This window comes from Blastomonas fulva (genome assembly GCF_003431825.1).
Taxonomy (GTDB): domain Bacteria; phylum Pseudomonadota; class Alphaproteobacteria; order Sphingomonadales; family Sphingomonadaceae; genus Blastomonas; species Blastomonas fulva.
In genome coordinates this window covers 2,560,927-2,586,606 of record NZ_CP020083.1, presented here as the reverse complement: position 1 = coordinate 2,586,606, position 25,680 = coordinate 2,560,927, and the positions used below count along the sequence as shown (strand labels likewise).

The following is a 25,680-nucleotide window of genomic DNA, read 5'->3' as shown; positions in this document are numbered from 1 at the left end:
CCAGCGATGCAGGTCAGCGCAATTGCGTTTGCTGATCGGCGTGCACCCGGCGGCCTCAATTCTGCGCCTCGGGCGGGACAACCGGGAACGGCAGCGGAGCGACCGCGACGCCTTCCTCGATCAATGCGGCCGCCTCTTCGGGCGCGGCCTGGCCGTGGATTGGGGCGTGGTCCTCCTCGCCATAATGCATCGCGCGCGCGCGATCGGCAAAATCGCCGCCGACCCAGGTCGACTGGCTCAGCGCCCGGGCCTGTGCCTGGGCGAGCGCCTGCAGCACCGCACGCATCTTGGCCGCATCCACCGGCGGGGCAGCATTGCTGACTGCGACCGGCGCGGGCGATGACGGCACTCCGTCTGCGGTGTCGACCCTGGCGGGCGCAGAGACCAGTTGCTGGTTGCCCTTGGCGTTGAGCCGCGGCGCCATCACCGCCTTGGCGACATCGGTCGATCCGCAAAAGGCGCAGGCGACGAGCCCGCGCGTTCGCTGGTCCTCATAGGCCTGGCTCGAGGCGAACCAGACCTCGAACACATGGTCGTTGGTGCATTTCAAGTCGAAGACGATCATGCGACGATCGCCTCCCCCACAGGCCGGCGGTTGGCAATCACGGGCACCCGGCCACGCACCTCGGCGATCCGCTCGAGCGGGAGGTCGACGAACGCCAGGCCCGGCGCCTCGCCCATGTCGAGCAGGACATCGCCCCAGGGATCGACCACCAGGCTGTGGCCGTACGTGCTGCGCCCATCGCCATGGGTGCCCGTCTGCGCCGCTGCGACCACAAAGCAGGCGCTTTCAATCGCCCGTGCTCGCAGCAGTACATGCCAGTGCGCTTCTCCCGTGGGTACGGTGAATGCGGCGGGCACCGCGACAATGTCTGCCCCTGCCCGGCTGAGCGCCGCATAGACCGCGGGAAAGCGGATGTCATAGCAGATCGACAGGCCCAGCACCGCCTCTGGCAATTGCACCGCAACCGCCCGCTCGCCGCCTGCATAGACCGAGGATTCGCGCCAGCTCTCGCCCGAGGCCAGATCGACATCGAACAGATGGATCTTGTCGTAGCGCGCGGCGATGTTGCCATTCGGCGCGATAACGAAGGCACGATTGCGCCACTTGTCGGCGTCGGCTTCACCCCTCACCGCAAGCGAACCCAGATGCACCCAGATCCCGGCGATGGCAGCGGCGGCGCGGACCATGCCAAGCACGTAATCCTCCTCCTCGGGCCGGATATTGTCCGCTGCGCGGGCGCGGTTGCGATCGAGCATGTTCGACATTTCGGGCGTGAACAGGATTTTGGCACCGCCCGCCTTTGCCTGCGCCACAGCCTCGGTAAGCACGGCAACATTGTCGAGCGGATCGAAGCCCGCGTTCATCTGGAGAACCGCGATTTTCATGTGCGCGTCAAAGGCCCAGCAGCGGATCGAGCTTTCCGGCACGGTCGAGCGCGGCAAGATCGTCGGACCCGCCGATATGGTTGCCATCAATGAAGATCTGCGGGACGGTCATCCGGCCGCCTGCCCGGCGGATCATTTCCGCCCGCGGTTCGCCGCCCATCGAGATCTCGACTTCCTCGAACTCGACGCCCTTGGCGCCCAGCAGCGATTTGGCCCGGTAGCAATAGGGGCAGGTGAACTTGGTGTAGATTTCGATCTTGGCCATGTTTCCATCCTTGGCTCCATATTTGGGGCAATTTCGCACAAATGCAACAGTTGTGGCGCGCAAGCGTCGCTGCCGTCACGGCGTATCCGCTTCGTCGCCCTCGCGCAGCACGCGGGCCCAGCAGAAGATTGTCACGCGCGCCGCACCTGCCTTTTTGAGCAGGCGAACACAGGCATTGGCGGTGGCGCCGGTGGTGTAGACATCGTCGATCAGCAGCACGTGCCTGCCTGCGATGCGGTCACGCCGGCCGGCGGGGATGTCGAACACCCCGCGAACTGCCACCGCGCGCTGCTGCCGGGTCATGCCCTTGAGCGGCGGAGTGGCGCGGGTGCGGCGGAGCACGTCGGTTTCGATCTTCAGGCTGCGCTTGGCCGCCAGCGCACGCGCGATCAGGATCGACTGGTTGAAGCCACGCCGCCACAGCCGCCAGCGGTGCAGCGGTACGGGCACCAGCACCACATCGCTGCCATCGGCAGGCAGATGCCGCTCCAGATGCTTTGCCACCAGCCGGGCCAGCCCGATCTTGCCGCCATGTTTGAGCCGCAGCACGATCGAGCGCGACAGATCGTCGTACAGCACCGCCGCCTTGATGCCATCATGCAGCGGCGGGTGCGCAAGACATTCGGCGCACACCAGATCATCGTCGCGGCCTTGCGCAAAGGGCTTGCCGCACGAGGTGCAGGCAGGCGCGCTGATGAAGCGCAACGCGTTCCAGCAATCGCCGCAAAACTGCAGGTCGTCCTCCACCAGCACCCCGCAGCCGGGGCAGCGCGGCGGCAGCACCAGATCGACCAGAGGTTTGAGGACAGAGACGGCAAGGCTCATCCCCCCTTGTCGCGCAGGCCATGCCCCGGCACAAGGCCGCGATGAGCGACGATACAGCCCCCCGCATCCTGTTTTCCTACCCCCGACGGCGGCTGGCGATGGCGCGTGGGTTGCAACTGGCGGCGCGTCATGGCGGCGCGTTCCTCGCCGAGCATATGGCCGACGAGATCGTCGAGCGGCTGGGCTGGGTCAACCGCACCTTTGCCGATGCACTGGTGATCGGCCACGCGCCCGCGATGCTGCTGGCGGCGCTCGACGCGCGCGGGGTGAAGGTGACGCTTGCCGGACCGATCGGCCCGCATGTGATGTGCGACGAAGATGCCCTGCCCTTTGAGCCCGCGTCGTTCGATCTGGTGATCGCGATCGGCACGCTCGACAGCGTCAACGACCTTCCCGGCGCACTGATCCAGATCAACCGAAGCCTGCGCCCCGACGGGTTGATGATGGCCGCGCTGATCGGCGCAGGCTCGCTGCCGCGACTCAAGGCGGCGATGCTTGCGGCAGATGAGGCGACCGGGCGCGGGGTCGCGGCGCATATCCATCCGCAGATCGATGTCCGCGCGGCGGGCGATCTGCTCCAGCGCGCGCGCTTTGCGATGCCAGTGGCGGACAGCGACACGCTGATCGTGCGCTACTCCGCGCTGCCCGCTTTGGTGCGCGACCTGCGGTGTCATGGCTGGACCAATGTGCTGGCGACTGGCGCGCCGCCGGTCAGCAGGACGGGCCTGATCGCCGCGCTGCAGGCCTTCGCCGAGGCGGCAGAGCCCGACGGCAAGACGCCGGAGCGGTTCGAGATCGTGTATCTGAGCGGCTGGGCCCCCTCGCCAGACCAGCCCAAGCCTGCGCGCCGGGGCAGCGCGACGACCTCGCTTGCGGGCGTGCTGGACAAATCGGCCAGGCGCTAAGCGGTTTGCAGCATCGCAGCGCTGGTGCTAAAACAGTACCACAAGGAGTTATCGACATGATCCAGCATCACCGCTGAGGCGGCATGACCACTGCGTGGTGGCTCAGGCACAAATACTGGCCCATCACTTCCACGATCATATCGGAAACATACATGCAAAAACTGACAGGTAAATTGTGCGTCATCACCGGCGCGGCACGGGGCATTGGTGCGGCTATCGCACGGAGATTTCAGCAGGAAGGCGCCTCGGTCGTCGTCACCGACATCGATGAGCAGGCCGGGGCTGCGCTCGCCTCTGACATCGGCGCTAGGTTCATCAGGCTCGACGTCGCCAGCGAAGCCGACTGGGCCGCGCTTCAGAAAGAGGTCCCGGCGGCGGATGTCGTGGTCAACAACGCCGGGATTACAGGCTTCGAGCATGGGCCGGTGCCGCACGATCCCGAACATGCCACTCTTGAAGACTGGCGCGCGGTGCACCGCGTCAACCTCGACGGCACGTTCCTGGGGTGCCGCTATGCGATCGGCGCGATGAAGGGCAAGGGCACGGGATCGATCATCAACATCTCGTCGCGCTCGGGTCTGGTGGGCATTCCGCTCGCGGCGGCTTATGCCTCGTCCAAGGCCGCGATCCGCAACCACAGCAAGAGCGTCGCGCTGTATTGTGCGCAGCAGGGCTGGCAGATCCGCTGCAACTCGATCCATCCGGCAGCCATCCTCACCCCGATGTGGGAGACGATGCTGGGCGACGGCCCCGACCGCGCCGAGCGAATGGCCGCAATGGTTGCCGATACGCCGTTGAAGCGTTTCGGCACCGTGGAGGAGGTCGCCGCGATCGCCGCGATGCTGGCCGCCGATGACTGCGCTTATGTCACCGGCAGCGAGTTCAACATCGATGGCGGACTGCTGGCAGGGTCGGCGGCATCGCCCGGATAGCGGCCGATCGCGCCGCCCTCACACCGTGGGCAGCACATAGTCCTTGAACTGGTCGCGCAGCGCGGTCTTGAGCAGTTTGCCGGTGGCGCTGTGCGGCAGTTCTTCGACGAAGACGATATCGTCGGGCAGCCACCATTTGGCGACGTGCTGCGCCAGATGGTCCTGGATCGCCTGCTTGCTGGGGCTGGTTCCGGGCTTGGGGACGACCAGCAGCAGCGGACGCTCGTCCCATTTGGGGTGCGGCATGCCGATCGCGGCGGCCTCGGCAACATCCGGCATGCCCACGGCCGCGTTTTCCAGATCTACCGAGCTGATCCATTCGCCGCCCGACTTGATCACGTCCTTGGCGCGGTCGGTGATCTGCATGACGCCATCGGGGTGAATGACCGAGACGTCGCCGGTGTCGAACCAGCCGTCCTCGGTCAGCGCGTCGCTCTCCGCCTTGAAATAGCGCTTGATGATCCACGGACCCTTGATCTGCAGCCGGCCGCTGGACTTGCCATCGCGGGGCAAGATATTGCCGTCCTCGTCCACCACGCGCAGCTCGACGCCAAAGGGCACCCGGCCCTGCTTGGTGACGAGGTCGAGCTGTGCCTCGAAATCGAGATCTTCCCAGTCGGGCGAAGGCGCACCCATGGTGCCGATCGGCGAGGTTTCCGTCATTCCCCAGGCGTGGTTCATCCGCGCGCCCATCTTCATGATCCGCTCGCACATCGCGCGCGGTGCGGCCGAGCCGCCGATGGTGACGACCTGCAGATATTCGGGCTTCTTGCCGGTGCTGTCGATATGCTGGAACATCGCCAGCCATACAGTCGGCACGCCTGCGGAATGGGTGACCTTCTCGGAGTTCATCAGGTCGCACAGGATCGCAGGATCGTTGACCGCAGAGAACACGAACTTGATCCCCGCAGCCGCGCCCGCAAACGGCAGGCCCCATGCAGCGGCGTGGAACATCGGCACCACCGGCAGCGCCACCGACTGCGGCGAGAGCGAGAATACCGCCGGCTGCATTTCGGCGAGCGCGTGGATCACCGTCGAGCGGTGCTCGTACAGCACGCCCTTGGGGTTGCCCGTGGTTCCCGAGGTATAGCACAGCATGCACGGCTCGCGCTCCGAGCCTTCATGCCAGCGATAGTCCGCATCGCCGGTGTCGAGCAGCGCCTCGAAGCCTTGAGCGGAGGATCCAGCGGGCGGGTCAAAGCAGACATAATGCTCGATCGTGGTCCAGCGGTCCTTCATCTTGTCGACGATCGGCTGGAACGCCGCGTCATAGCACAGCACCTTGTCCTCGGCGTGGTTGGCGATGTACTCGAGCTGCTCCTCGAACAGCCGCGGGTTGATGGTGTGGATCACCCCGCCCATCCCGATCGCGCCATACCAGGCGACCAGATGGCGACTGTGGTTCATCGCCAGCGTGGCGACGCGGTCGCCGGGCTGCAGGCCCAGCGCGACCAGCGCGCTCGCCAGCCGGCGCGCATCGTGGGCGATGCCTGCCCAGTGGGTACGGGTCTGCTTGCCATCGGCCCAATGGCTGACAATTTCGCGCTTGCCGCTTTCGCGCTCGGCATGGTCGAGCAGCCGCATCACGCGCAGCTCATAATCCTGCATTCCGCCAACAATCATCCGACTCTCCTGACCCATGGCCCCCTTGCGGGGCGCAATTGTATGGCGATCAGAAAGCCCGAAGCGGAGCCCAAGTCAACTCACGAGGCGCAGGTCGGGGCGCTGGGTGGCAAAGGATTCGACATTGCGCACCGCAATCCCATCGAGCGCGCGCAGCGCCTCGATCGTCTCGGCATCCAGCCGGAAGCGATTGCCGAGCTTGACCGGCATCACCCGCCCCTGCCCCATGATCAGCCGAGCGTGGAGTTCGTCCTGGCCGCCGCCGGGTTCGCCCACCAGTTGCGAGAGCTGCCCCAGCGCCTCGGGTCGCAGCACGTCGATGCTCGCGCGGTGGCGGAAGGTCACCTTGATCTCGTCGAGCGGACGTGCGCGGCGGATGGTGGCGCGCGGCGCCTGGTCCTCGCTCGACCGGTCGAACTCGAGCTCGATCAGCAGACAGGCGGACTGGCTCGCCCATTCGGGCATGGCTGCGACGATGTCGTCATCGAAAGAGCTTGCCGAAAACTGCCCGCTTTCGTCCGACAGGTCGACCATGACAAAGGCGTTGCCACGCTTGCTCTGGCGCCGGTTGCAGCCTTCCACCAGCGCGGCGACCTTGGCGGTCTTGCGCTCGCCGACGCGGACATCCATCGTCTCGACGACCTGCTGATAGGGCCGTGCGCCCTGCGATCGCGCGGTTGCAGCAAACTCTGTCACCGGGTGCGCGGAGAAGAAGAAGCCGAACGCGTCGCGCTCCGCGGTCATCCGCTCGCCCATCGCCCAAGGTTTGGATGCGGGCAACCGCAGCGACTGGCCGGGCTGCTGGACATCGCCGAACAGACCGCCCTGCCCGCTGGTGCGCTGGCGATGCGCGTCCGCTGCAACCGCCAGCACCATGTCTGCGCCGCCATGCACCGAAGCGCGTTCGATCTCGAAACCGTCAAAGGCGCCTGCTGCGGCCAGGCTTTCGATCTGGCGCTTGTTGAGCTGGCCCGGATCGACCCGGTCGGCAAAGTCGCCCAGCGACGCGAACGGACCGCTCGCGATGCGCGTCGCGACCACGCCCTCCATCGCCTTTTCGCCGACGTTCTTGAGACCCGCAAGCGCATAGCGCACCGCCAGGCCCTCGGGCGTTTCCTCGACCGAGAACTCGGCCTCGCTGGCGTTGATGCACGGCGGCAGGCAGGCAACGCCCATCCGCCGCATGTCATCGACGAAGATGTTGAGCTTTTCGCTCTGGTGCATGTCGAAACACATCGATGCCGCGAAGAACTCGTGCGGGTAATGCGCCTTGAGCCACGCGGTTTGGTAAGCCAGCAGTGCATAGGCCGCCGCATGGCTCTTGTTGAAGCCATAGCCTGCGAACTTGTCGATCAAGTCGAACAGCTCGTTGGCCTTCTTGGTGTCGATATTGTTGCGGCCCGCGCCCTCGACAAACCGGCCACGCTGCTGGTCCATCTCCGCCTTGATCTTCTTGCCCATCGCGCGGCGCAAAAGGTCGGCATCGCCGAGCGAATAGCCCGCGAGCACCTGGGCTGCCTGCATCACCTGTTCCTGATAGACGATGATGCCGTAGGTTTCCTTGAGGATATCCTCAAGCAAGGGGTGCGGATACGTGATCGTCTCGCGCCCGTTCTTGCGCGCACCGAAGCTGGGGATATTGTCCATCGGACCCGGGCGATAGAGCGAGACCAGCGCGATGATGTCACCGAACGCGGTCGGCTTCACCTGCGCCAGCGTGCGGCGCATGCCTTCGGATTCCAGCTGGAACACGCCGACGGTATCGCCGCGCTTGAGCAGCTCGTACACCCCTGCATCGTCCCAGGGCAGCGTGCTCAGATCGACCTTGATGCCGCGCTTTTCCAGCATCTCGGTCGCCTTGTGCAGCACCGACAGCGTCTTGAGGCCCAGGAAGTCGAACTTCACAAGGCCAGCGGTCTCGACATACTTCATGTCGAACTGGGTGACCGGCATGTCCGAACGCGGGTCGCGATACAGCGGCACCAGTTGCGCCAGCGGACGGTCGCCGATGACGACGCCGGCGGCGTGGGTAGAGCTGTGCCGTGGCAGGCCCTCGAGCTGCATCGCAAGGTCGAACAGCCGTTTGACCTCGGCATCGTCGCGATACTGATGGCGCAGCTCCTCGACGCCTGCCAGCGCGCGATCCAGCTTCCACGGATCGGTCGGGTGGTTGGGTACCAATTTGCACAGCCCGTCGATGCGGCCATAGCCCATCTGCAGCACACGCCCCGTGTCGCGCAGCACCGCGCGCGCCTTCAATTTTCCGAAGGTGATGATCTGCGCCACGTGGTCGCGGCCGTATTTGGCCTGGACATAGCGGATCACCTCGCCACGACGGGTTTCGCAGAAGTCGATATCGAAGTCGGGCATGGAAACGCGTTCGGGGTTCAAAAAACGCTCGAACAGCAGCCCCAGCCGGATCGGGTCAAGATCGGTGATGGTCAGCGCCCAGGCGACGACCGAGCCCGCGCCCGATCCACGTCCCGGACCCACCGGGATGTTGTGATCCTTGGCCCATTTGATGAAGTCGGCAACGATTAGGAAGTAGCCCGGGAAACCCATGCCGACGATGACGTTGACCTCGAACTCCAGCCGTTCGAAATACGCCTTGCGCTCTTCCTCGCTCTGGTCGGTATAGGTCGATAGCCGCATCTCCAGCCCGGCGAACGCATCCGCTCGCAGCTGCGCCGCCTCGCCCTCGAGATCACCTGCAAGGCTGGGCAGGATCGGCTTGCGCTTGGGCGGCGCAAAGGCGCAGCGCTGCGCGACGACCAAAGTGTTGACCAAAGCCTCGGGCAGATCGCTGAACAGCTCGCGCATCATCGGCGCGGACTTGATCCACGCCTCGGGCGAGCTGCGTTCACGGTTGGCCGCGCCGACATATTCGCCACGCGCAATGCACAGCATCGCATCATGCGCGGCGTGGAAGCCGGGGTCCGAATAGCAGGCGGGGTTGGTGGCGACGAGCGGCAGGCCGCGCGCGTAAGCAAGGTCAAGCAATGCGGTTTCTGCCAGCGTCTCGATCTCCTCGCCGCGGCGGCACAATTCGACATACAGCCGGTCGCCAAAAAGCGTCTGCAAGCGGTCGCAATAGGCCTTGGCGGCATCGGTCTGCCCAGCGGCGAGCAGCCGCACCAGCGCGCCCTCGCCCGCGCCGGTCAGCGCGATCACGCCATCAGTGCGGCCTTCGAGCCGTTCGAACGGAACGTGCGCGGGAAGCTCGAGCGGGCGGTCGAGATGCGCGTGCGACACCAGATCGCACAGATTGTCGTATCCAGCGGCGTTCTGCGCATAGAGCGCCAGCCAGTCGAGCACCGGCGCAGAGCCTGCAACATCGGGCCTCGCCACGCACAGCAACGTTCCGATGATCGGCTGGATGCCGCTTTCCATGCAGCCATCGGCAAACGGCATGCCCGCATACAACCCGTTGCGGTCGGCCAGAGCGATCGCGGGAAAGCCGCGCGCATGTGCGGTCTTGGCGATCGCCTTGGGCTCGATCGCGCCTTCAAGCATGGTGTATGCCGAGAAGACGCGAAGCGGGACGAAGGGTTCATAAGCCATGGTTGGACGCTACCTTCAGGCCCGTGATTCGGGAACGGGTGCCCCTCACTCGCCGGTGGATAAATCCTGCGCGGCAATCTTGCGCCGCACGTCGCGGACGGTGGACCAGATGCCGTAAAGGATCAACGCGCCGAGGAAGAACCATACCCACAGCGGGATATCCTTGCCGACGATCGCCAGATAGACATAGGCCGAGACGAAGCACGCGCCGGCGCACATCACCGGCAGCAGCGTCGGCTTGCCCGCGCGCGCATTGCGCACCAGCCAGGCGATGCTGGCGAGGAACAGCGGAATCGCGCCGACATAGATCGACGCGAAGATCCACGGATTGACGCCATATTGCGCCCCCAGTTCGTTCGCCCAGGTGCTGATGGCTTCGATCATCTCGTTACTTCCCTCGTCACTAGCTCGTCACCCCCGCGCACGCGGGGGTCCCGCTTCAGCGGACCGGTCCCACAATAGCGGGATTCCCGTTTTCGCGGGAATGACGAAAAAGCATAGCAGGAAATTCGCCTTTGAAGCGTTTCCGGTTACAGAAGCTTCTCGATATCCGCCTTCAGCTGCTCGGGCTTGATCATCGAGCCATAACGCGCGACGACGTTGCCCTTGCGGTCGATCAGGAACTTGGTGAAGTTCCACTTGATCGCCCGGCTGCCCATGAGGCCTGCCTGCTGGCTCTTGAGATACTTCCACAACGGATCGGCCTCTTCTCCGTTCACGGCGATCTTGGCCGACAGCGGGAAGGTGACGTCATAGGTCAGCGAGCAGAAATTCTTGATCTCTTCGGCGTCGCCGGGTTCCTGCGCGCCGAACTGGTTGCACGGATAGCCCAGCACCTCGAACCCGCGATCGCCCAGATCGCGGTGCAGCGCCTCGAGACCTTCATATTGCGGCGTGAAGCCGCATTTGGACGCAGTGTTGACGATCAGTAGCACCTTGCCGGCATAGTCGGACAGCGGCCTGGTGCTGCCATCGGGCAGCGGCATATTGTATTCAAAAACGGTCATGCGATCCTTCCATCGTGCAGGCGGACAACCCGGTCCATGCGCGTGGCCAGTCTTTCGTTATGGGTGGCCACCAAAGCCGCGCTGCCTTCTTCCCTTACAAGATGGAGGAACTCCGCGAACACTATGTCGGCGGTCGCCTCGTCCAGATTTCCGGTCGGTTCGTCGGCCAGAACCACCTTCGGGCGGTTGGCCAGTGCCCGGGCGACGGCAACCCGTTGCTGTTCGCCGCCCGAAAGCTGGCTGGGGCGATGGTCCAGCCGTTGCCCCAGACCCAGCCGCGAGAGCAGCTGGTCGGCACGTTCTGCAGCCTCGTCGCGGGTCTTGCCCATGATCAGCTGCGGCAGCACGACGTTCTCGCGCGCGGTGAAATCGGGCAGCAGATGGTGGAACTGGTAGATGAACCCCAACGCGGTCTTGCGAAGCAGCGTGCGACCGTTGCTCGACAGGTTGGCAGCCTCTTCGCCCGCGATGCGGATCGAACCGGTAAAGCCCCCTTCGAGCAGACCGACCGCCTGCAGCATAGTGGACTTGCCCGAGCCCGAAGGCCCCAGCAACCCGACGATCTCGCCCGGCTGCACCGCCAGGTCGATGCCCTTGAGCACGTCGATGGTGACCCCGCCTTGCGCAAAGCTGCGGCGGACGTCGGTGAGATGGATGACCGCATCACTCATAACGCAACACCTGCACAGGATCAGTTCCCGAAGCCTTGAGCGCCGGGTAGAGCGTGGCGAGGAAGCTGAAGATCATCGCCATCGCGGTGATGCCCAGCACCTCCATCGGATCGGTGCGGCTGGGCAGCTCGGTGAGGAAGCGGATCGACGGGTCCCACAGCTCCTGCCCGGTGACAAGCTGCACGAACATCACGATGCTCTGGCGGAAATAGAGGAAGACAAAGCCCAGCCCCAATCCGGCAAGCGTGCCCAGCGATCCGATGATCAGCCCGACGGTGATGAATATCTTGAGCAGCGACTTTCGGCTCGCCCCCATGGTGCGCAGGATCGCGATGTCGCGGGTCTTGGCGCGAACCAGCATGATCAGCGACGACAATATGTTGAACACGGCCACCAGGATGATGATCGACAGCACGATGAACATCGCCACCCGCTCGACCGCGAGCGCCTCGAACAAGGAGGCATTGATCGTGCGCCAGTCGGAGATGATCGCCTGTCCGCGCAAACGCTCCGCCAGAGGAGCGAGAATCTGACTGACCTCGTCGGCATCGCGGGTAGTGACCTCGATCATCCCCACCTGATCGCCCAGCAGCAGCAGCAGCTGCGCATCGCGCATCGGCATGATCACGAACGCCTTGTCGTAATCATACACGCCGATCTCGACGATCGCGGCGACCTCGTAGAGAATTTCGCGCGGGACCGTGCCAAACGGTGTCGAGCGGCCCGCCGGGTTGATGATGGTGATGCTGTCGCCAATGCGGACGCCCAGGTTCTGCGCCAGCCGCGATCCGATCGCGACCTTCGATGCGCCCGCCTTGAGCGCGCTCACCGAGCCCAATATGGTCTTGTCCTTGAGCGCGGCGATGTCCGGCGCATCGGTGCCGCGCACCAGGATCGCCTCGACCCGGCCTTCGTAGTTGACCAGCAGCGGCTGCTCGATCAGCGGCGATGCCGCCACGACGCCATCCATCTTGCGGGTTTCGGCGAGGATCTCCTGCCAGTTCTTTAGCCGTCCGCCATAGCCCTGCACCACCGCATGGCCGTTGAGCCCCACGATCTTGTCGAGCAGTTCGGCGCGAAAGCCGTTCATCACGCTCATCACGATGATAAGCGCCGCGACGCCCAGCATGACGGCGATAAGGCTGATCCCGGCAACCAGGAAAATGAACGCTTCTCCGCGCCCTGGCAGCAGATAGCGTTTGGCGATCGTCCATTCGAATGTGGACAGCATAGACGTGAACCGGACCTTTCGGATGGCTGGCATGACCGGGTCGGATGCCGTTGCGACAGGGCTATGGCTCTAGCCAGCCCATTGGGAACTGACAATGCCGGATGATCCGCATGCCTGTTGCACAATGAACACAGAATGGACCAAAAATGGAGGCAAGCCGCGAATAACCCTAGCGTCGGCCGCCGCATTACGGAATCATGACAACGCGGATCAAGCGGCTACGGCCATGGGTTCGGGGATAGTTTCCGTCGTTTTGGGGAAAGCGGCGGTTACCAGGGTCCAAACGTTGCGATCATGGCGAAACCGCCATCTGCGCGCGACACAATGGATCTGATAAAGAGCGTCCGGGTCTTGGGGGCCGGACGCTCTTTTTTCGTCTGCAGCCCGCGTGCCGCGCCTGCCCTGTCGGCGGATCGACCGACAAAAAATCCATCTTGAAACCGCCTCGCGATATCCTAAATTTGCGATGTGAGCCACGCCGACAGGGTGGCTCACTGTTACCGAGGCGCCACAGACATGGGCTTCAAAACTATGAAATCGCTTATAAAGGATTTTGAAGATGAACCGTTTCGACTTTACCCCTTATCGCCGCACGACCGTTGGCTTCGACCGGCTGTTCGACTTGCTGGAAAATCAGGCGCGGGCCGCGCAGGGCGATAACTACCCGCCGTTCAACATCGAGCGCAACAGCGACGACGCCTATCGCGTCACCATTGCGGTCGCCGGATTCAAGGCTGACGAGATCGACATCACCGCGCAGCAGAACCTGCTGGTGGTATCGGGTCGCAAGGCTGCGGAGACCGAATCGCGCGGCAACTTCCTCCACATGGGCATCGCCAACCGCAACTTCGAACGCCGTTTTGAGCTGGCCGATTTTGTCCGGGTCAGCGATGCGGGTCTCGAAGACGGCCTGCTGACCATCGATCTGGTCCGCGAAGTGCCCGAGGCGATGAAGCCCAAGAAGATCACGATCAGCAGCGGAACGCCCAAGCTGTCCGTGGTTGAGGGCGCCAGCCAGGAAGACGGAGACAGCAAGGCGGCGTGACGCCGCAGCGTTTCCGCTTAAAAGGGTAGACTGCAACGGGGTGGGTCGGCAACGGCCCACCCTTTTTGCATGGAGCGACCTTTCTCCCTTCCCGCACGCGATAGGGGAGAGGGAATCCCCCCCAAACAGAAGAGGGCGAGCCCTTTCGGGCCCGCCCTCCGCGCCCGCTCAGGACGCTGTTTTTCCCGGAGGCGGGATTGGCCGGGTCGCATTTACCGCACCCATCCCCGGAAAAAATCGGTATCTGGTCACCCCGCGCCACTGGGACGCGGGGTTTTCTCCGGGGCCGGGTTCGGCCGGGTCGCATGGACCTTGCCCAACCCCGGAAAACTCAAAAACTCTCTGCAGGCAGGACGGTCACGCGGCTTCGGATATCTCCAGCAACGTCTCGCGATCCACGATCTTCACCCTGCCCTGCTCCAGCTCAATCAACCCGGCGTCGGACCAGGCGGACAGCTGACGATTAATCTGTTCTCGTGACAAACCCGCGAACGTCCCCAATTCGCTCTGGCTCAGGTCCAGCTTGAGTTTGCCCTCATTGGCTCCCGATACCATCAGTCGCAGCAGATAGCGCGCCAGCCTGGGTCCGGAGGTGAACGCCCGGTCCGCCTCGATCACGTCGTTCGCCTGTCGCAACCGCTTGGCCATCACCCGCAGCATCCGCCGCGGCATCGCGACATGGCGCTCGGCGATTTCCTCGAAGGCCGGGCGCGAGAGCGACAAGGCGGTCAGTTCGGTCAGCGCCTCGATCGACGCGGTTCTCGGCCCACCATCCAGAAATGCGATCTCGCCGATCACATAGCCCGGTTCTGCATAATCCAGCACAATCTCGTGGCCGTTGCTTGCGACCATGCTGACCCGGGCAAATCCGGTCAGGATGATCAGCAAATTGTCGCCATCATCCCCCTGGCCCATGATCTCCTGGCCTTTGCGATAGCGCACGAAGTGGCCACGCAGGATGATGTCGGAAAGCTCGTCGGTTTCGCAATCGGCAAACAGGCTGTGGCTGGCCAGCAGTTCGGCAAGCTCGTTGGCGTGCATGTTTGGCTATACCCCTTCCTTTCTGTCCGCGATCAGAACCGTCGAGCAACTTTGCTTCAACCAGCCCTTCGCCGCTGACAGATTTCGTTTCCCACGAATCGCATTACGCCGCTGTGCGCTAACGCACAACACTGTCAAATAGAGTAAAAACTAGATTTAGCGGTGTGGTAAATTGGGGCAAAACGCCGTCGGCACGGGGTGGACCGCGCCCCGAGCCCATTCACGATGCCAAGCACATTGACGATGGTCGAGACGAGCCGGAAGCGCCGCCGCGCGCGGCCCGGAGTTCAGACGAGGCGACTTTGCGCCACGGCCGCTTCGATGAAGCTGGCGAACAGCGGGTGCGGATCGAACGGCTTGCTCTTGAGCTCGGGGTGATACTGCACCCCTACGAACCAGCTGTGGTCGGGCCGCTCGACGATCTCGGGCAGCACGCCATCGGGCGACATGCCCGAAAACACCAGACCACCCTTTTCGAGACGGTCATGATAGGCGGTGTTGACCTCGTAGCGGTGCCGGTGGCGCTCGCTGATCATGTCGCTGCCATAGATGCCCCGCACCCGGCTATTGCCCGAAAGCCTGGCCGGAAACGCGCCCAGCCGCATCGTGCCGCCAAGGTCACCCTCGGCACTGCGCTTCTGCAGACCCGATTCGCCCATCCATTCGGTGATCAGGCCGACAATCGGTTCGTCGGTCGAGCCGAACTCGGTGGTGGATGCAGCGGCAATTCCCGACGTGTTGCGCGCCGCCTCGATGCACGCCATCTGCATGCCCAGGCAAATGCCGAAGAACGGCACGTCACGTTCGCGCGCAAAGCGGACCGAGGATATCTTTCCTTCGCTGCCGCGCTCGCCAAAGCCGCCGGGCACCAGGATGCCGTGCATCGGCTCGAGGACGGCTGCGAGTTCGTCATCGGGCAGCTTTTCGAACAGCTCGGCATCGAGCCATTTGACGTGGACCTTCACCCGGTTGGCAAGGCCGCCATGGACCAGCGCCTCGTGCAGCGACTTGTACGCATCCTGCAGGCCGACATATTTGCCGACCACGCCGATCGTCACCTCGCCTTCGGGATGCTCGTGGCGTTCCATGATGTCGGTCCAGCGCGACAGATCGGGCTCGGGTGCGTCATGGATGCCGAATGCACGTAGCACCTCGTCGTCGAGGCCCTCGGCGTGATACTGGGTGGGCACCGCATAGATGCTCTTGGCGTCCAGCGCGGGGATCACCGCTTCCTTGCGGACGTTGCAGAACAAGGCGATCTTGGCGCGGTCCGAATCGGGTAGCGGCTTTTCGCAGCGGCACAGCAGGATATCGGGCTGGATGCCCAGCGAGGTCAGTTCGCGCACGCTGTGCTGGGTCGGCTTGGTCTTCAACTCGCCCGCAGCCGCGATATACGGCACCAGCGTCACGTGAACGAAGATGCTGTTCTCGCGGCCAATGTCGTTGCGCAGCTGGCGGATCGCCTCGATGAAGGGCAGGCTTTCGATATCGCCGACGGTGCCGCCGATCTCGCACAATACGAAATCGAGATCCTCGGTTTCGGCCTGCGCGAACTCCTTGATCGCATCGGTGACGTGCGGGATGACCTGCACGGTGGCACCCAGATAGTCGCCGCGGCGCTCGCGCTGGATGATCGTCTGGTAGATCCGTCCCGAGGTGACGTTGTCCGACTGGCGCGCCGAAACGCCGGTGAAGCGCTCGTAATGGCCAAGGTCGAGATCAGTCTCCGCGCCGTCATCGGTGACGTAAACCTCGCCGTGCTGATACGGCGACATCGTGCCCGGATCGACGTTGAGATACGGATCGAACTTGCGGATGCGCACGCGGTATCCGCGTGCCTGGAGGAGAGCGCCAAGGCTGGCGGCCATGAGGCCCTTGCCAAGCGATGAAACCACGCCGCCGGTGATGAAAATGAAACGCGCCATGGGAGCAACCCGTTAGCCGTTCACGCGCAAGGCTGACAAGCGCGCGAATCCGCATGAAAAACAAAAAACTGTGCACATGCCGCCGATATGCGGCGAGCAGATCAGTTGGCGGGGGCCTCGCCTGCAGGGGCAGGAGCGGTCTGGGCCGGCGCAGGGGCTGCAGGAGCGGCCTCGGCGGGCGCGGAATTCTGCGCGCCTGCGGCCGACAGCGGGTCGCTGCTGGCCGGCATTCCGGGGGCTGCCTGGCCGGGGGTGACCGGGCCGGGCGCTGCCAGCGGATCGGCCAAAGGTGCCGCTGCGCCGCGCTGCAGCGAAGTGTCGATATCGCCGGTCGAGTGCATGTTGGCCGCCATCACCGCGAGCACGATGCTGAGCACCACGAACAAGGTCGCAAGGATCGCGGTCATCCGGGTAAGCAGATCGCCCGCGCCGCGCGCAGACATCAGGCCGTTGGGACTTCCGCCCACGCCCAGCGCGCCGCCTTCGGAACGCTGCATCAGGATGACACCCACCATCGCGGCCGCAATGAGCGTCTGCACGATGGTGATGAACAGGAAAATCGACGACATGAACGGTTAGACCCAGATAAAAGGAAAACTATTGGCGCGCACATAGCGACTAGACCTCGCCAGCGCAACCAGCGCTGGCCAAGGCTGTTGCGGAGCGCCGGCACGACCAGCGCGACGCATCCCATCAGCGCGGGGCAGCCTGGATGATCGGCAGGAAGGTCTCCGCCTTGAGGCTGGCCCCGCCGACCAGCGCACCGCCGACATCGGGGATCGCCAGAATTTCTACTGCATTGCCAGGGTTGACCGATCCGCCATACAGGATGCGGACGCCTGCGCCCGCAGCGCCCAGCCTGTCGGTCAACGTCGCACGCAGCGCGGCGTGCATCGCGGCGATATCGTCCGCCACCGGGACCCGGCCCGTGCCGATCGCCCAGACCGGCTCATAGGCGACCGAAAGCCAATCGCCCGAGGTCGATGCAGGCAAGGATGCCGCCAGCTGGCCGGTGACGATGGCGATCGCATTGCCGGAATCGCGTTCCTCCAGCGTCTCGCCGACACACAGGATCGCCCCCATGCCCGCCTCATGCAGGGCGCCCGCCTTGGCAGCGACATCGGCATCGCTCTCGCCCTGGTCGGCGCGGCGCTCGGAATGGCCGACGATCGAAAAGCTCGCGCCCGCCTCCTTGATCATCGTTGCCGACAGGCACCCGGTGTGCGCCCCCGACGCCTTGGCGTGGCAATCCTGCGCGCCGATGCCGATGCCACCAGCAGCTTGCGCAAACGCCGCGATCAGCGTTGAAGGCGGGCAGATGCCGACATCGACCGCGCTATCGCTGCCAGCCGCGTCGGCAATCGCCTTCAAAATCGCGATATCGGCCTGCGTGCCGTTCATCTTCCAGTTGCCGACGATATAGGATTTGTGCTGCGTCACGCTGAGCTGTCCCCCGATGTGCCATTTGCCATTTATGGCCGGCGGCTAGCAAATCGCACGGGGCTTGACCAGTGGCGGATGCGGCGCGCCAGGCGAAGGGTTGAAGCCTGCGACAAAGCCCCCTAAAGCTCGCGCGCGTTTTCACGAGGTGCGGCCATCCGGCAGCGCCACTCATTGCGGGCTTCTCGATGATCAGCTTCTTCCGTTCCTTCTTCCAGTCCAAGATCGGCCTGGCGATCAGCTTCATCTTTCTGGCGCTGATCGCGGTGGCGTTTGCCGCGTCCGATGTCACCGGCGGGGCGACCTTTGGCGGGGTCAGCAGCGAAAGCGTTGCAGAGATCGACGGCGACGGCATCGGCACGGCGGAGTTCTCCTCCACCGTGAGCAACGCCTTCAACCAGTTCCGCCAGCAGAACCCCCAGCTCGACATGGCGGCGTTCGAGGCGCAGGGCGGCATCGACAGCATCCTGGAACAGATGGTCGGCAGCTATGCCGCATCGGCATTCGGCCAGAGCATCGGGCTGGGCGCCAGCAAGCGACTGGTGGATAGCGAAATCGCCGGAATCCAGGCATTCAAGGGCGCAGATGGCCGCTTCGACGAGACGCTGTTCCGCAACGCGCTGGCCCAGCAGGGGCTGACCGAGGCACGGGTTCGCCTCGATATCGAACGCGGCTTGCTGAGCGATCAGCTGATGATCCCCGCGACCTTCGGCTCCAAAATGGCGTCGCAGATGGCGCTGCCTTATGCCGGACTGATCCTGGAGGGCCGTGAAGGCAACATCGCCTTTGTCCCGTCTGCCGCCTTCGCGCCCAAGACGGCGCCCAGCGAAGCGCAGTTGCAGAGCTTCTTCTCGCGCAATGGCGCGCGCTACCGCATTCCAGAGCGCCGCGTGCTGCGCTATGCCACCTTCATCACCGATCGTTTCCGCGACCAGGTGAAGGTCACCGATGCGGAAATCGCCGCGCTTTACAAGACGCGCTCGGCAGAATTCGCCGCGACCGAAAAGCGCGACCTTGAACAGCTGATCGTCCCCACCGAGGCTGCCGCCAAGGCGATTGCCGCCAAGATCAACGGTGGCGCCAGCATGGCGGCTGCTGCCAAGGATGCGGGCCTTGCGCCGGTCGACCTTGGCCTGCGATCGAAGGAAGAGCTGACCCGCGATGCATCGCCTGCGGTCGCCAATGCCGTGTTCGCCGCCGCATCGGGCAAGGTCGCGACGCCTGCCAAATCGGCGCTGGGCTGGCACGTGGTCCGCATCGACAGCATCTCGGCGATTGCCGGACGCAGCCTGGCACAGGTCCGCGCCACGCTGGAAAACGAGATTGCGCAGGAGAAACTGCGCCAGACGGTTGCGGATTTCACCGCCAATCTGGAAGACCGGATCGCCGATGGCGCCTCGCTTGCGGACATCGCCAAGGACGAGAAGCTTACCCTGGAAGTGAGCCCCGAGCTGCTTGCCAACGGCCAGTCGCCCAGCCGCCCGGACTTTGCCCCGATCGGCGCCTATCAGGCGATGCTGCCGGTGGCGTTCGGACTTGAAGAGGATGCCGGCCCCCAGCTTGTCGAGGTCCAGCAGGGCAAGGAATTCGCGATCTTCGAGGTGCAGGACATCAAGCGCGCCGCGCCGCCGCCGCTGGCCAGCATCCGCGAGCGCGTCGCACGCGACTGGGCCCTTGCGCAGGGCCTTTCGTCGGCCAAGAAACTCGCCGACAGCATCGCCAAGTCGTCGCGCACCAGCGCCGATCTTGCAAAGGCGGTGACCGGCGCGAAGGTGCCGTTGCCCGGGATCGAGCAGATTGCCACAAACCGCCAGACGATCATGCAGCAGCAGGGCCGCGTGCCGCCGCCGGTGGCCCTGCTGTTCAGCATGGCTGAAGGCACCACCAAGGTGCTCGAGGGACCCAACCGCACTGGATGGTTCATCGTGCATCTGAGCAAGATCAACCGTGGCGATGCCAGCAAGGTGCCTGAGCTGCTGCAGGCCACCCGCACCCAGCTGGGTCAGGTCGTCGCCGACGAATATGGCCAGCAGCTGATGGCCGCGATGAAGGCCACGACCAATGTGAAGCGCAATCCGGCGGCGATCAAGCGCGTCAAGGATCAGCTCACCGGCCGCACCCGAGAGAATTGATGGCTGGCACGGCAAGCCACAATGTCGAACCCGCCACGCAGGCGCTGGCCTCTGGCCGATCGGCGCTGATCTGGCGGCGGCGCATCGCCGATACCGAAACCCCGGTGTCGGCAGCGCTCAAGCTGATCGAGCCCGAACGCGGCGATTTCCTGCTCGAATCGGTCGAGGGCGGAGAGACGCGCGCAAGGCACAGCTTTGTCGGCATCGCCCCCGATCTGGTGTTCCGCGCCTCGGGCGAAAGCGCCGAGATCAACCCCGCCTGGGCCACCGACCGGACCGCGTTCGCGCCCTGCGCTGAAGGATCTCTGCAGGCGCTGCGCACGCTGGCCGGACGATGCCGGATGGACGTGCCTCCCGAGCTGCCGCGCGCGCTGGCGTTTCTGGTGGGCTATTTCGGCTATGAAACTATCGGGCTGGTCGAGACATTGCCGCGCGCGCCGCAGTCCGCGCTTGCGCTGCCCGACATGCTGTTCGTGCGCCCCACGGTGCTGCTGATCTTCGATCGGCTGAAGGACGAACTGTTCCTGATCGCACCGGTCTGGGCCGAAGGCGATGTCGATCCCGCACGCCTGATCGCGGCCGCCGAAGACCGGCTCGATGCTGCCGAGCGCGCGCTGCAGGCGGCGCTGCCTGCGCCCTCGCGCGACCCCGCAGCTGACCCGCAGGCGCTTGTCCCCTCCCCGGTGCTGGCACCGGGTGCCTATGGCGAGATGGTGCTCAAGGCCAAGGATTACATCGAGGCGGGCGATGTGTTCCAGGTGGTGCTCGCGCAGCGCTTTACAGCGCCGTTCACGCTTCCGCCGATCGAGCTCTACCGCGCGCTGCGCCGGGTGAACCCCTCGCCCTTCCTCTATTTCCTCGACCTTCCCGGGCTCGCACTGATCGGGTCGAGCCCCGAAATCCTGGTCCGGGTGCGCGATGGCGAGGTCACCATCCGTCCGATCGCCGGTACCCGCCCGCGCGGCAAGACGCCTGCCGAAGACATCGAGAACCGCACCAGCCTGCTCGCCGACCCCAAGGAGCTCGCCGAGCACCAGATGCTGCTCGATCTCGGGCGCAACGATGTGGGGCGGGTCGCCAAAGCGGGCACGGTGCGGGTCACCGACAGCTTCACGGTCGAGCAGTACAGCCATGTGATGCACATCGTCAGCAACGTGGTAGGCGAACTCGTGGACAACCGCGATGCCATCGATGCGCTGTTCGCAGGGTTCCCGGCAGGCACGGTCAGCGGCGCGCCCAAGGTGCGCGCGTGCGAGATCATTGCCTCATTGGAGCCCGAGACGCGCGGCGCATATGCGGGCGGCGTCGGCTATTTCGCCCCCGATGGCTCGGTCGACAGCTGCATTGTCCTGCGCACCGCGATTGTCCGCGATGGCACGATGCATGTCCAGGCGGGCGCAGGCATCGTCGCCGACAGCGTTCCCGAATATGAACAGCGCGAATGCGAAGCCAAGGCCGGCGCCCTGTTCGCCGCCGCGCGCGAAGCCCTGCGGCTAGCCAGCGAAGCAGGATACGGCCAATGATCCTTGTCATCGATAACTACGACAGCTTCACCTACAACCTGGTCCATTACCTGATGGAGCTGGGTGCCGACGTGCGCGTCGAGCGCAACGATGCGCTTACTGCGCGCGAGGCGATTGCGACCAACGCGCAGGCGTTCCTGATCTCGCCCGGCCCCTGCACCCCCAACGAGGCGGGGATCTCGCTCGATCTGGTCGCGGCGTGTGCAGATGCCGGAAAGCCGCTGCTCGGTGTGTGCCTGGGCCACCAGGCGATCGGCCAGCATTTCGGCGGTGAGGTGATCCGCGGCGGGCTGATGCACGGCAAGACCTCGCCGGTGGTGCACGATGACAGCGGGATGTTCAAAGGCCTGCCCTCGCCCTTCCAGGCGACGCGCTATCACTCCTTGGTGGTGCCCGAAGCCAGCCTGCCACCCGAGCTGCACGTCAATGCGCGGGTCGCGGTGACCGATGGCTCGACACCGCATGTCATGGGCTTTGCCCACGCGACCCTTCCGATCCATGGCGTCCAGTTCCACCCGGAGAGCATCGCGACGCAGTTCGGCCACCGGATGCTCGCCAATTTCATGACGATCGCCGGGCTGGATGTCCGCCCGATGCGCGCGGAGCTGCTCGCATGACCCGCCTGCCCGACACCATCCATCCGCTGAGCCGCGACGCCGCTGCCGAGGCCTTCACCGCGATCCTCGACGGGACGGTCGATGACGAGGCGATCGCGCAGTTTCTGATCGCATTGTCCGAGCGCGGCGAGACCGCGATCGAGATCGCCGCCGCCGCGCAGGCACTGCGCGACCGGATGATCCCCATCGCCGCGCCTGCAGGTGCGGTCGACGTGTGCGGCACCGGCGGCGATGGCCACCACAGCCTCAACGTCTCGACCGCCGTCTCGCTGGTCGTCGCCGCCTGCGACGTGCCCGTCGCCAAGCACGGCAATCGCGCCGCCTCGTCCAAGGCGGGCGCCGCCGATACGCTCGAGGCTTTGGGGATGGACATGACAGCCGCAGGAGCAACGGCTGAGCAATCGTTGGCCGAGATCGGCATCTGCTTCCTGTTCGCGGTCAACCACCACCCCGCAATGCGGCGCATCCAGCCGATCCGACAGAAGATCGGCAAGCGCACGATCTTCAACCTGATGGGACCGCTCGCCAACCCGGCGCGGGTCAGGCGCCAGCTGATCGGCATCGCGCGCCCCGGTTATGTGCACGTCTATGCCGAAGCGCTCGAGATGCTGGGCACCGAACATTCGCTGATCGTATCGGGCGACGAAGGGCTCGACGAGCTGTCGCTGGCTGGCGGCAACGAGGTCGCCGATATCGGCGCGGACGGCGTGATCATGAAGCGCTGGCAGGCGAGCGACGCCGAACTGCCGGTGCACCCGATCGAAGCAATCCGCGGCGGCGATGCGGCGTTCAACGCTGCGGCGCTGCGCCGCCTGCTGCAGGGCGAAAGCGGAGCCTACCGCGATGCGGTGCTGTTCAACGCAGCCGCCGCGCTGCTGATCGCGGGCGAGGTCGACACGCTGGCCGACGGCGCCGAAGAGGCGGCTGAAGCGATCGACAAGGGGCTGGCCAACGCCCTGCTCGACTGCTGGATTGATTTTACGAAAGCCGCGGCATGAACAAGCTGGAAGAAATCTGCTCGGTCAAGGGAATCGAGGTCGAACGCCGCAAGGGCCTTGCCTCGCTGGCCGAGATGGAGCGCCGCGCGGCCGACGCGACAGCGCCGCGTGGCTTTGCCAGGGCGCTGGTGGAAATGTCGCAAGACGGTTTCGGCCTGATCGCCGAGATCAAGCGTGCCAGCCCATCCAAGGGCCTGATCCGCGCCGATTTCGACCCGGCAGCGCATGCCGCGGCCTATCAGGCGGGCGGCGCTGCCTGCCTGTCGGTGCTCACCGATGTGCCGTATTTCGAAGGGCATGACGATTTCCTGCTCGCCGCGCGTGCCGCCTGCGACCTGCCCTGCCTGCGCAAGGACTTCATGGTCGATGTCTGGCAGGTCGCCGAAAGCCGCGCGCTGGGCGCTGATGCGGTGCTGATCATCGTTGCCGCATTGGACGACGCGACGATGGCGGATATCGAGACCGCCGCGCTCGACCTTGGCATGGACGTGCTGGTCGAGGTGCACGACGAGAACGAGCTGGAACGCGCCCTCAGGCTACGCTCGCCGCTCATCGGGGTCAACAACCGCGACCTGCGCAGCTTCGAGACCGATATCGCCAACACCGAGCGGCTGGTGAAGCTGATCCCCGAAGGTTACATCCCCGTATCGGAAAGCGGCATCTACACGCACGAGGATTGCGTGCGGCTGAGCCAACATGGCGTGCGCAGCTTTCTGGTCGGGGAATCGCTGATGCGGCAGGACGATATCACCCACGCAACGCGGCTGCTGCTCACCGGATCGGCGGACTGATGGCCGACCTCACCCATCTCGACGCCAGCGGAGCGGCGCACATGGTGGACGTCTCCGCCAAGGCCGACACCGTGCGCGAGGCGGTGGCCGAAGGCATCATCAGCATGGCGCCCGAGGTGATCGCCGCGATCCGCGCGGGCGACATCAAGAAGGGCGACGTGCTGGGCACCGCGCGCATCGCTGGCATCATGGCGGCCAAGCAGACCAGCAGCCTGATTCCGCTGTGCCACCCGCTGCCGATCAGCAGCGTGTCGGTAGAGTTCGAATATACGGGCGCCGGCGTCCGCGTGGAAACCCGCGTGCGCACTTCGGGCAAGACCGGGGTGGAGATGGAGGCGTTGACTGCCGCCAGCATCGCGCTGCTCACCATCTACGACATGGCCAAGGCGCTGGACAAGGGCATGGTTATCGGCCCCGTCCGTCTGCTCGCCAAGAGCGGCGGCAAATCGGGCGACTGGATCGCGCCCTGATGGCGGGCGGCCTGATCGCGCTGGCCGAGGCACAGAAGCGGCTGCTCGCGCTCGCCACCACAAAGCCTGCCAACTCGGTCGGATTGCTCGAGGCGAACGGCCATATCCTCGCCGAACCACTGGTTGCCTGGCGCAGCCAGCCGGCAGCCGACCTGTCCGCGATGGATGGCTATGCCGTGCGCGCCGTCGACCTGCCCGGCCCATGGACGGTCATCGGCGAAAGCGCCGCCGGGCGGCCTTTCGATGGCGCGATGGGCGCAGGCGAAGCGATACGCATCTCCACCGGCGCGATCGTCCCTGCCGATGCCGATGCGGTGGTGGTGCAGGAAGACACTGGCATCGATGGCGCCACGCTGACCCTGACCGGCGACGGACCCGCGCGACCCGGTGCACACATTCGCCGCGCGGGGCATGATTTTGCCGAAGGTGCGCTGCTCGCTGCGGCGGGCACGCGGGTCGACGCTCGGCTGATCGCGCTGGCGGCGATGGCAGGGCACGGCACGCTCAGCGTTCACGCGCCCGTGCGCGTGACGATCCTGAGCACCGGCGACGAGCTGGTCGCGCCCGGCACTCCGCTGCCCAGCCCCGCGCACATCCCGGCCAGCAACGGCATCATGCTCTCGGCCATGCTGCAGGGGCTTCCGGTGGACATCACCATGCCGCCGCTGCTGCCCGACCGGCTCGATATCATCGCAGCGGCGCTCGCCGACCACCGCGACGCCGATATCATCGTCACCACCGGCGGCGCCTCGGTAGGCGACCACGACCTCATCCAGCCCGCACTGCTCCAGAGCGGCGGAACGCTCGATTTCTGGCGGATCGCGATGCGCCCGGGCAAGCCGGTGATGGTCGGGAGGATGGGCGATGCCATCGTGCTGGGCCTGCCGGGCAATCCGGTGTCGTGCTATGTCACCGCGCTGCTGCTGCTGCTTCCGCTGGTCAGGACCTTCGCCGGATATCAGTACGTTCTGCCTGATATCTCGCAAGCCAGGGCCGGCACCACCTTCCCCGCAAACGGCACCCGCCAGGACTTCATGCGCGCGCAGATCGATGGCGGGCGGCTGTTCCCGGTATCGAGCCAGGACAGCGGCGCGCTGTCCTCCTTGCATGCCGCCGATGCGCTGGTCGTTCGCGCCGCGCACCAGCCTGAAGCCGCGCCCGGCGACCTTCTCGACTATATTGCGCTTCGCTCCGGGGCGTAACACAAGGTCTTGACCTGACCGGCTTTGTTTCGTAATTGTTCCGTATTCGTTCGACCGCCGACCCACCGGCGCAGAAAGGAACATTCA

General features: G+C 65.1%; 24 protein-coding genes. 10 read left to right on the top strand and 14 right to left on the bottom strand.

Going from position 1 to position 25,680, the window contains the following annotated elements; all coding sequences use genetic code 11:
• Positions 1-55: 55 nt before the first annotated feature.
• The 4 genes from B5J99_RS12315 to B5J99_RS12300 all read right to left on the bottom strand — a co-directional run bounded on the left by B5J99_RS12315 (position 56) and on the right by B5J99_RS12300 (position 2,479).
• On the bottom strand, positions 56-565 hold the full coding sequence (locus B5J99_RS12315) for a DUF1178 family protein (protein ID WP_117352530.1): 510 nt from the start codon (positions 563-565) through the stop codon (positions 56-58).
• Entirely contained in the window at positions 562-1,389 is an 828-nt protein-coding gene (locus B5J99_RS12310; protein WP_117352529.1) for a carbon-nitrogen hydrolase family protein, read from the bottom strand. Before B5J99_RS12310 ends, B5J99_RS12315 begins: the two co-directional genes overlap by 4 nt.
• A 7-nt stretch (positions 1,390-1,396) precedes the next feature.
• Positions 1,397-1,654: a glutaredoxin 3 gene (grxC, locus tag B5J99_RS12305; protein ID WP_054133131.1), complete on the bottom strand. Its 258-nt coding sequence runs from the start codon at positions 1,652-1,654 to the stop codon at positions 1,397-1,399.
• Between the two features lie 75 nt (positions 1,655-1,729).
• A complete protein-coding gene (locus B5J99_RS12300) occupies positions 1,730-2,479 on the bottom strand; it encodes a ComF family protein (RefSeq protein WP_117352528.1) in 750 nt (249 codons plus the stop codon).
• Positions 2,480-2,520: 41 nt separating this feature from the next.
• On the opposite strand from B5J99_RS12300, the gene B5J99_RS12295 reads away from it, so the two are divergent.
• On the top strand, positions 2,521-3,384 hold the full coding sequence (locus tag B5J99_RS12295; RefSeq protein ID WP_117353487.1) for a class I SAM-dependent methyltransferase: 864 nt from the start codon (positions 2,521-2,523) through the stop codon (positions 3,382-3,384).
• Positions 3,385-3,536: 152 nt separating this feature from the next.
• Positions 3,537-4,316 carry an SDR family oxidoreductase gene (locus tag B5J99_RS12290; RefSeq protein ID WP_117352527.1) on the top strand — a complete coding sequence of 260 codons (780 nt, stop codon included), beginning with the start codon at positions 3,537-3,539 and terminating at the stop codon, positions 4,314-4,316.
• A gap of 18 nt (positions 4,317-4,334) precedes the next feature.
• Here the strand turns inward: B5J99_RS12290 and B5J99_RS12285 are convergent, their stop codons facing one another.
• The 6 genes from B5J99_RS12285 to B5J99_RS12260 all read right to left on the bottom strand — a co-directional run bounded on the left by B5J99_RS12285 (position 4,335) and on the right by B5J99_RS12260 (position 12,409).
• Complete coding sequence (locus B5J99_RS12285; RefSeq protein WP_245991611.1) at positions 4,335-5,939, bottom strand: long-chain fatty acid--CoA ligase; 1,605 nt, start codon at positions 5,937-5,939, stop codon at positions 4,335-4,337.
• Positions 5,940-6,014: 75 nt separating this feature from the next.
• Positions 6,015-9,500, bottom strand: coding sequence for a DNA polymerase III subunit alpha (gene dnaE, locus B5J99_RS12280; RefSeq protein WP_117352525.1), 3,486 nt, complete (start codon positions 9,498-9,500; stop codon positions 6,015-6,017).
• Positions 9,501-9,545: 45 nt separating this feature from the next.
• A complete protein-coding gene (locus B5J99_RS12275) occupies positions 9,546-9,884 on the bottom strand; it encodes a hypothetical protein (RefSeq protein ID WP_040370991.1) in 339 nt (112 codons plus the stop codon).
• 146 nt (positions 9,885-10,030) lie between these two features.
• Positions 10,031-10,507: a glutathione peroxidase gene (locus tag B5J99_RS12270; protein WP_054133136.1), complete on the bottom strand. Its 477-nt coding sequence runs from the start codon at positions 10,505-10,507 to the stop codon at positions 10,031-10,033.
• Complete coding sequence (locus tag B5J99_RS12265) at positions 10,504-11,178, bottom strand: ABC transporter ATP-binding protein (protein ID WP_054133137.1); 675 nt, start codon at positions 11,176-11,178, stop codon at positions 10,504-10,506. Before B5J99_RS12265 ends, B5J99_RS12270 begins: the two co-directional genes overlap by 4 nt.
• The gene (locus B5J99_RS12260; RefSeq protein WP_054133138.1) at positions 11,171-12,409 is read right to left on the bottom strand and encodes a lipoprotein-releasing ABC transporter permease subunit; all 1,239 of its coding nucleotides are present in this window, start codon (positions 12,407-12,409) and stop codon (positions 11,171-11,173) included. The genes B5J99_RS12265 and B5J99_RS12260 overlap by 8 nt, the downstream gene beginning before the upstream one ends.
• Positions 12,410-12,968: 559 nt before the next feature.
• Between B5J99_RS12260 and B5J99_RS12255 the strand changes: the two genes are divergently transcribed.
• Positions 12,969-13,454: an Hsp20 family protein gene (locus B5J99_RS12255; protein ID WP_054133139.1), complete on the top strand. Its 486-nt coding sequence runs from the start codon at positions 12,969-12,971 to the stop codon at positions 13,452-13,454.
• Between the two features lie 357 nt (positions 13,455-13,811).
• On the opposite strand, the gene B5J99_RS12250 is transcribed toward B5J99_RS12255, so the two are convergent.
• The 4 genes from B5J99_RS12250 to tpiA form a co-directional block, all read right to left on the bottom strand.
• A complete protein-coding gene (locus B5J99_RS12250; protein ID WP_054133140.1) occupies positions 13,812-14,495 on the bottom strand; it encodes a Crp/Fnr family transcriptional regulator in 684 nt (227 codons plus the stop codon).
• A 287-nt stretch (positions 14,496-14,782) separates the two neighbouring features.
• Entirely contained in the window at positions 14,783-16,420 is a 1,638-nt protein-coding gene (locus B5J99_RS12245; protein WP_054133141.1) for a CTP synthase, read from the bottom strand.
• Between the two features lie 101 nt (positions 16,421-16,521).
• Positions 16,522-16,989 (bottom strand): preprotein translocase subunit SecG, encoded by a 468-nt coding sequence (secG, locus tag B5J99_RS12240; RefSeq protein WP_054133142.1) that lies wholly within the window; start codon positions 16,987-16,989, stop codon positions 16,522-16,524.
• A 124-nt stretch (positions 16,990-17,113) separates the two neighbouring features.
• Positions 17,114-17,821 (bottom strand): triose-phosphate isomerase, encoded by a 708-nt coding sequence (gene tpiA / locus B5J99_RS12235; RefSeq protein WP_245991879.1) that lies wholly within the window; start codon positions 17,819-17,821, stop codon positions 17,114-17,116.
• Positions 17,822-18,048: 227 nt separating this feature from the next.
• Between tpiA and B5J99_RS12230 the strand changes: the two genes are divergently transcribed.
• From B5J99_RS12230 to B5J99_RS12200, 7 genes are read left to right on the top strand one after another with little or no spacing between them, the layout of a single operon-like run.
• Positions 18,049-19,992, top strand: coding sequence for a peptidylprolyl isomerase (locus tag B5J99_RS12230; protein ID WP_117352523.1), 1,944 nt, complete (start codon positions 18,049-18,051; stop codon positions 19,990-19,992).
• A complete protein-coding gene (locus B5J99_RS12225) occupies positions 19,992-21,515 on the top strand; it encodes an anthranilate synthase component I family protein (protein WP_069049717.1) in 1,524 nt (507 codons plus the stop codon). The genes B5J99_RS12230 and B5J99_RS12225 overlap by 1 nt, the downstream gene beginning before the upstream one ends.
• Positions 21,512-22,132 (top strand): anthranilate synthase component II, encoded by a 621-nt coding sequence (locus B5J99_RS12220; protein ID WP_117352522.1) that lies wholly within the window; start codon positions 21,512-21,514, stop codon positions 22,130-22,132. The genes B5J99_RS12225 and B5J99_RS12220 overlap by 4 nt, the downstream gene beginning before the upstream one ends.
• On the top strand, positions 22,129-23,130 hold the full coding sequence (gene trpD, locus B5J99_RS12215; RefSeq protein WP_069049715.1) for an anthranilate phosphoribosyltransferase: 1,002 nt from the start codon (positions 22,129-22,131) through the stop codon (positions 23,128-23,130). Before B5J99_RS12220 ends, trpD begins: the two co-directional genes overlap by 4 nt.
• The gene (gene trpC, locus B5J99_RS12210) at positions 23,127-23,921 is read left to right on the top strand and encodes an indole-3-glycerol phosphate synthase TrpC (protein ID WP_117352521.1); all 795 of its coding nucleotides are present in this window, start codon (positions 23,127-23,129) and stop codon (positions 23,919-23,921) included. The genes trpD and trpC overlap by 4 nt, the downstream gene beginning before the upstream one ends.
• Positions 23,921-24,391, top strand: coding sequence for a cyclic pyranopterin monophosphate synthase MoaC (gene moaC, locus B5J99_RS12205; protein ID WP_117352520.1), 471 nt, complete (start codon positions 23,921-23,923; stop codon positions 24,389-24,391). Before trpC ends, moaC begins: the two co-directional genes overlap by 1 nt.
• Positions 24,391-25,593 (top strand): molybdopterin molybdotransferase MoeA, encoded by a 1,203-nt coding sequence (locus B5J99_RS12200; protein ID WP_117352519.1) that lies wholly within the window; start codon positions 24,391-24,393, stop codon positions 25,591-25,593. The genes moaC and B5J99_RS12200 overlap by 1 nt, the downstream gene beginning before the upstream one ends.
• The last annotated feature ends 87 nt before the right edge of the window (positions 25,594-25,680 follow it).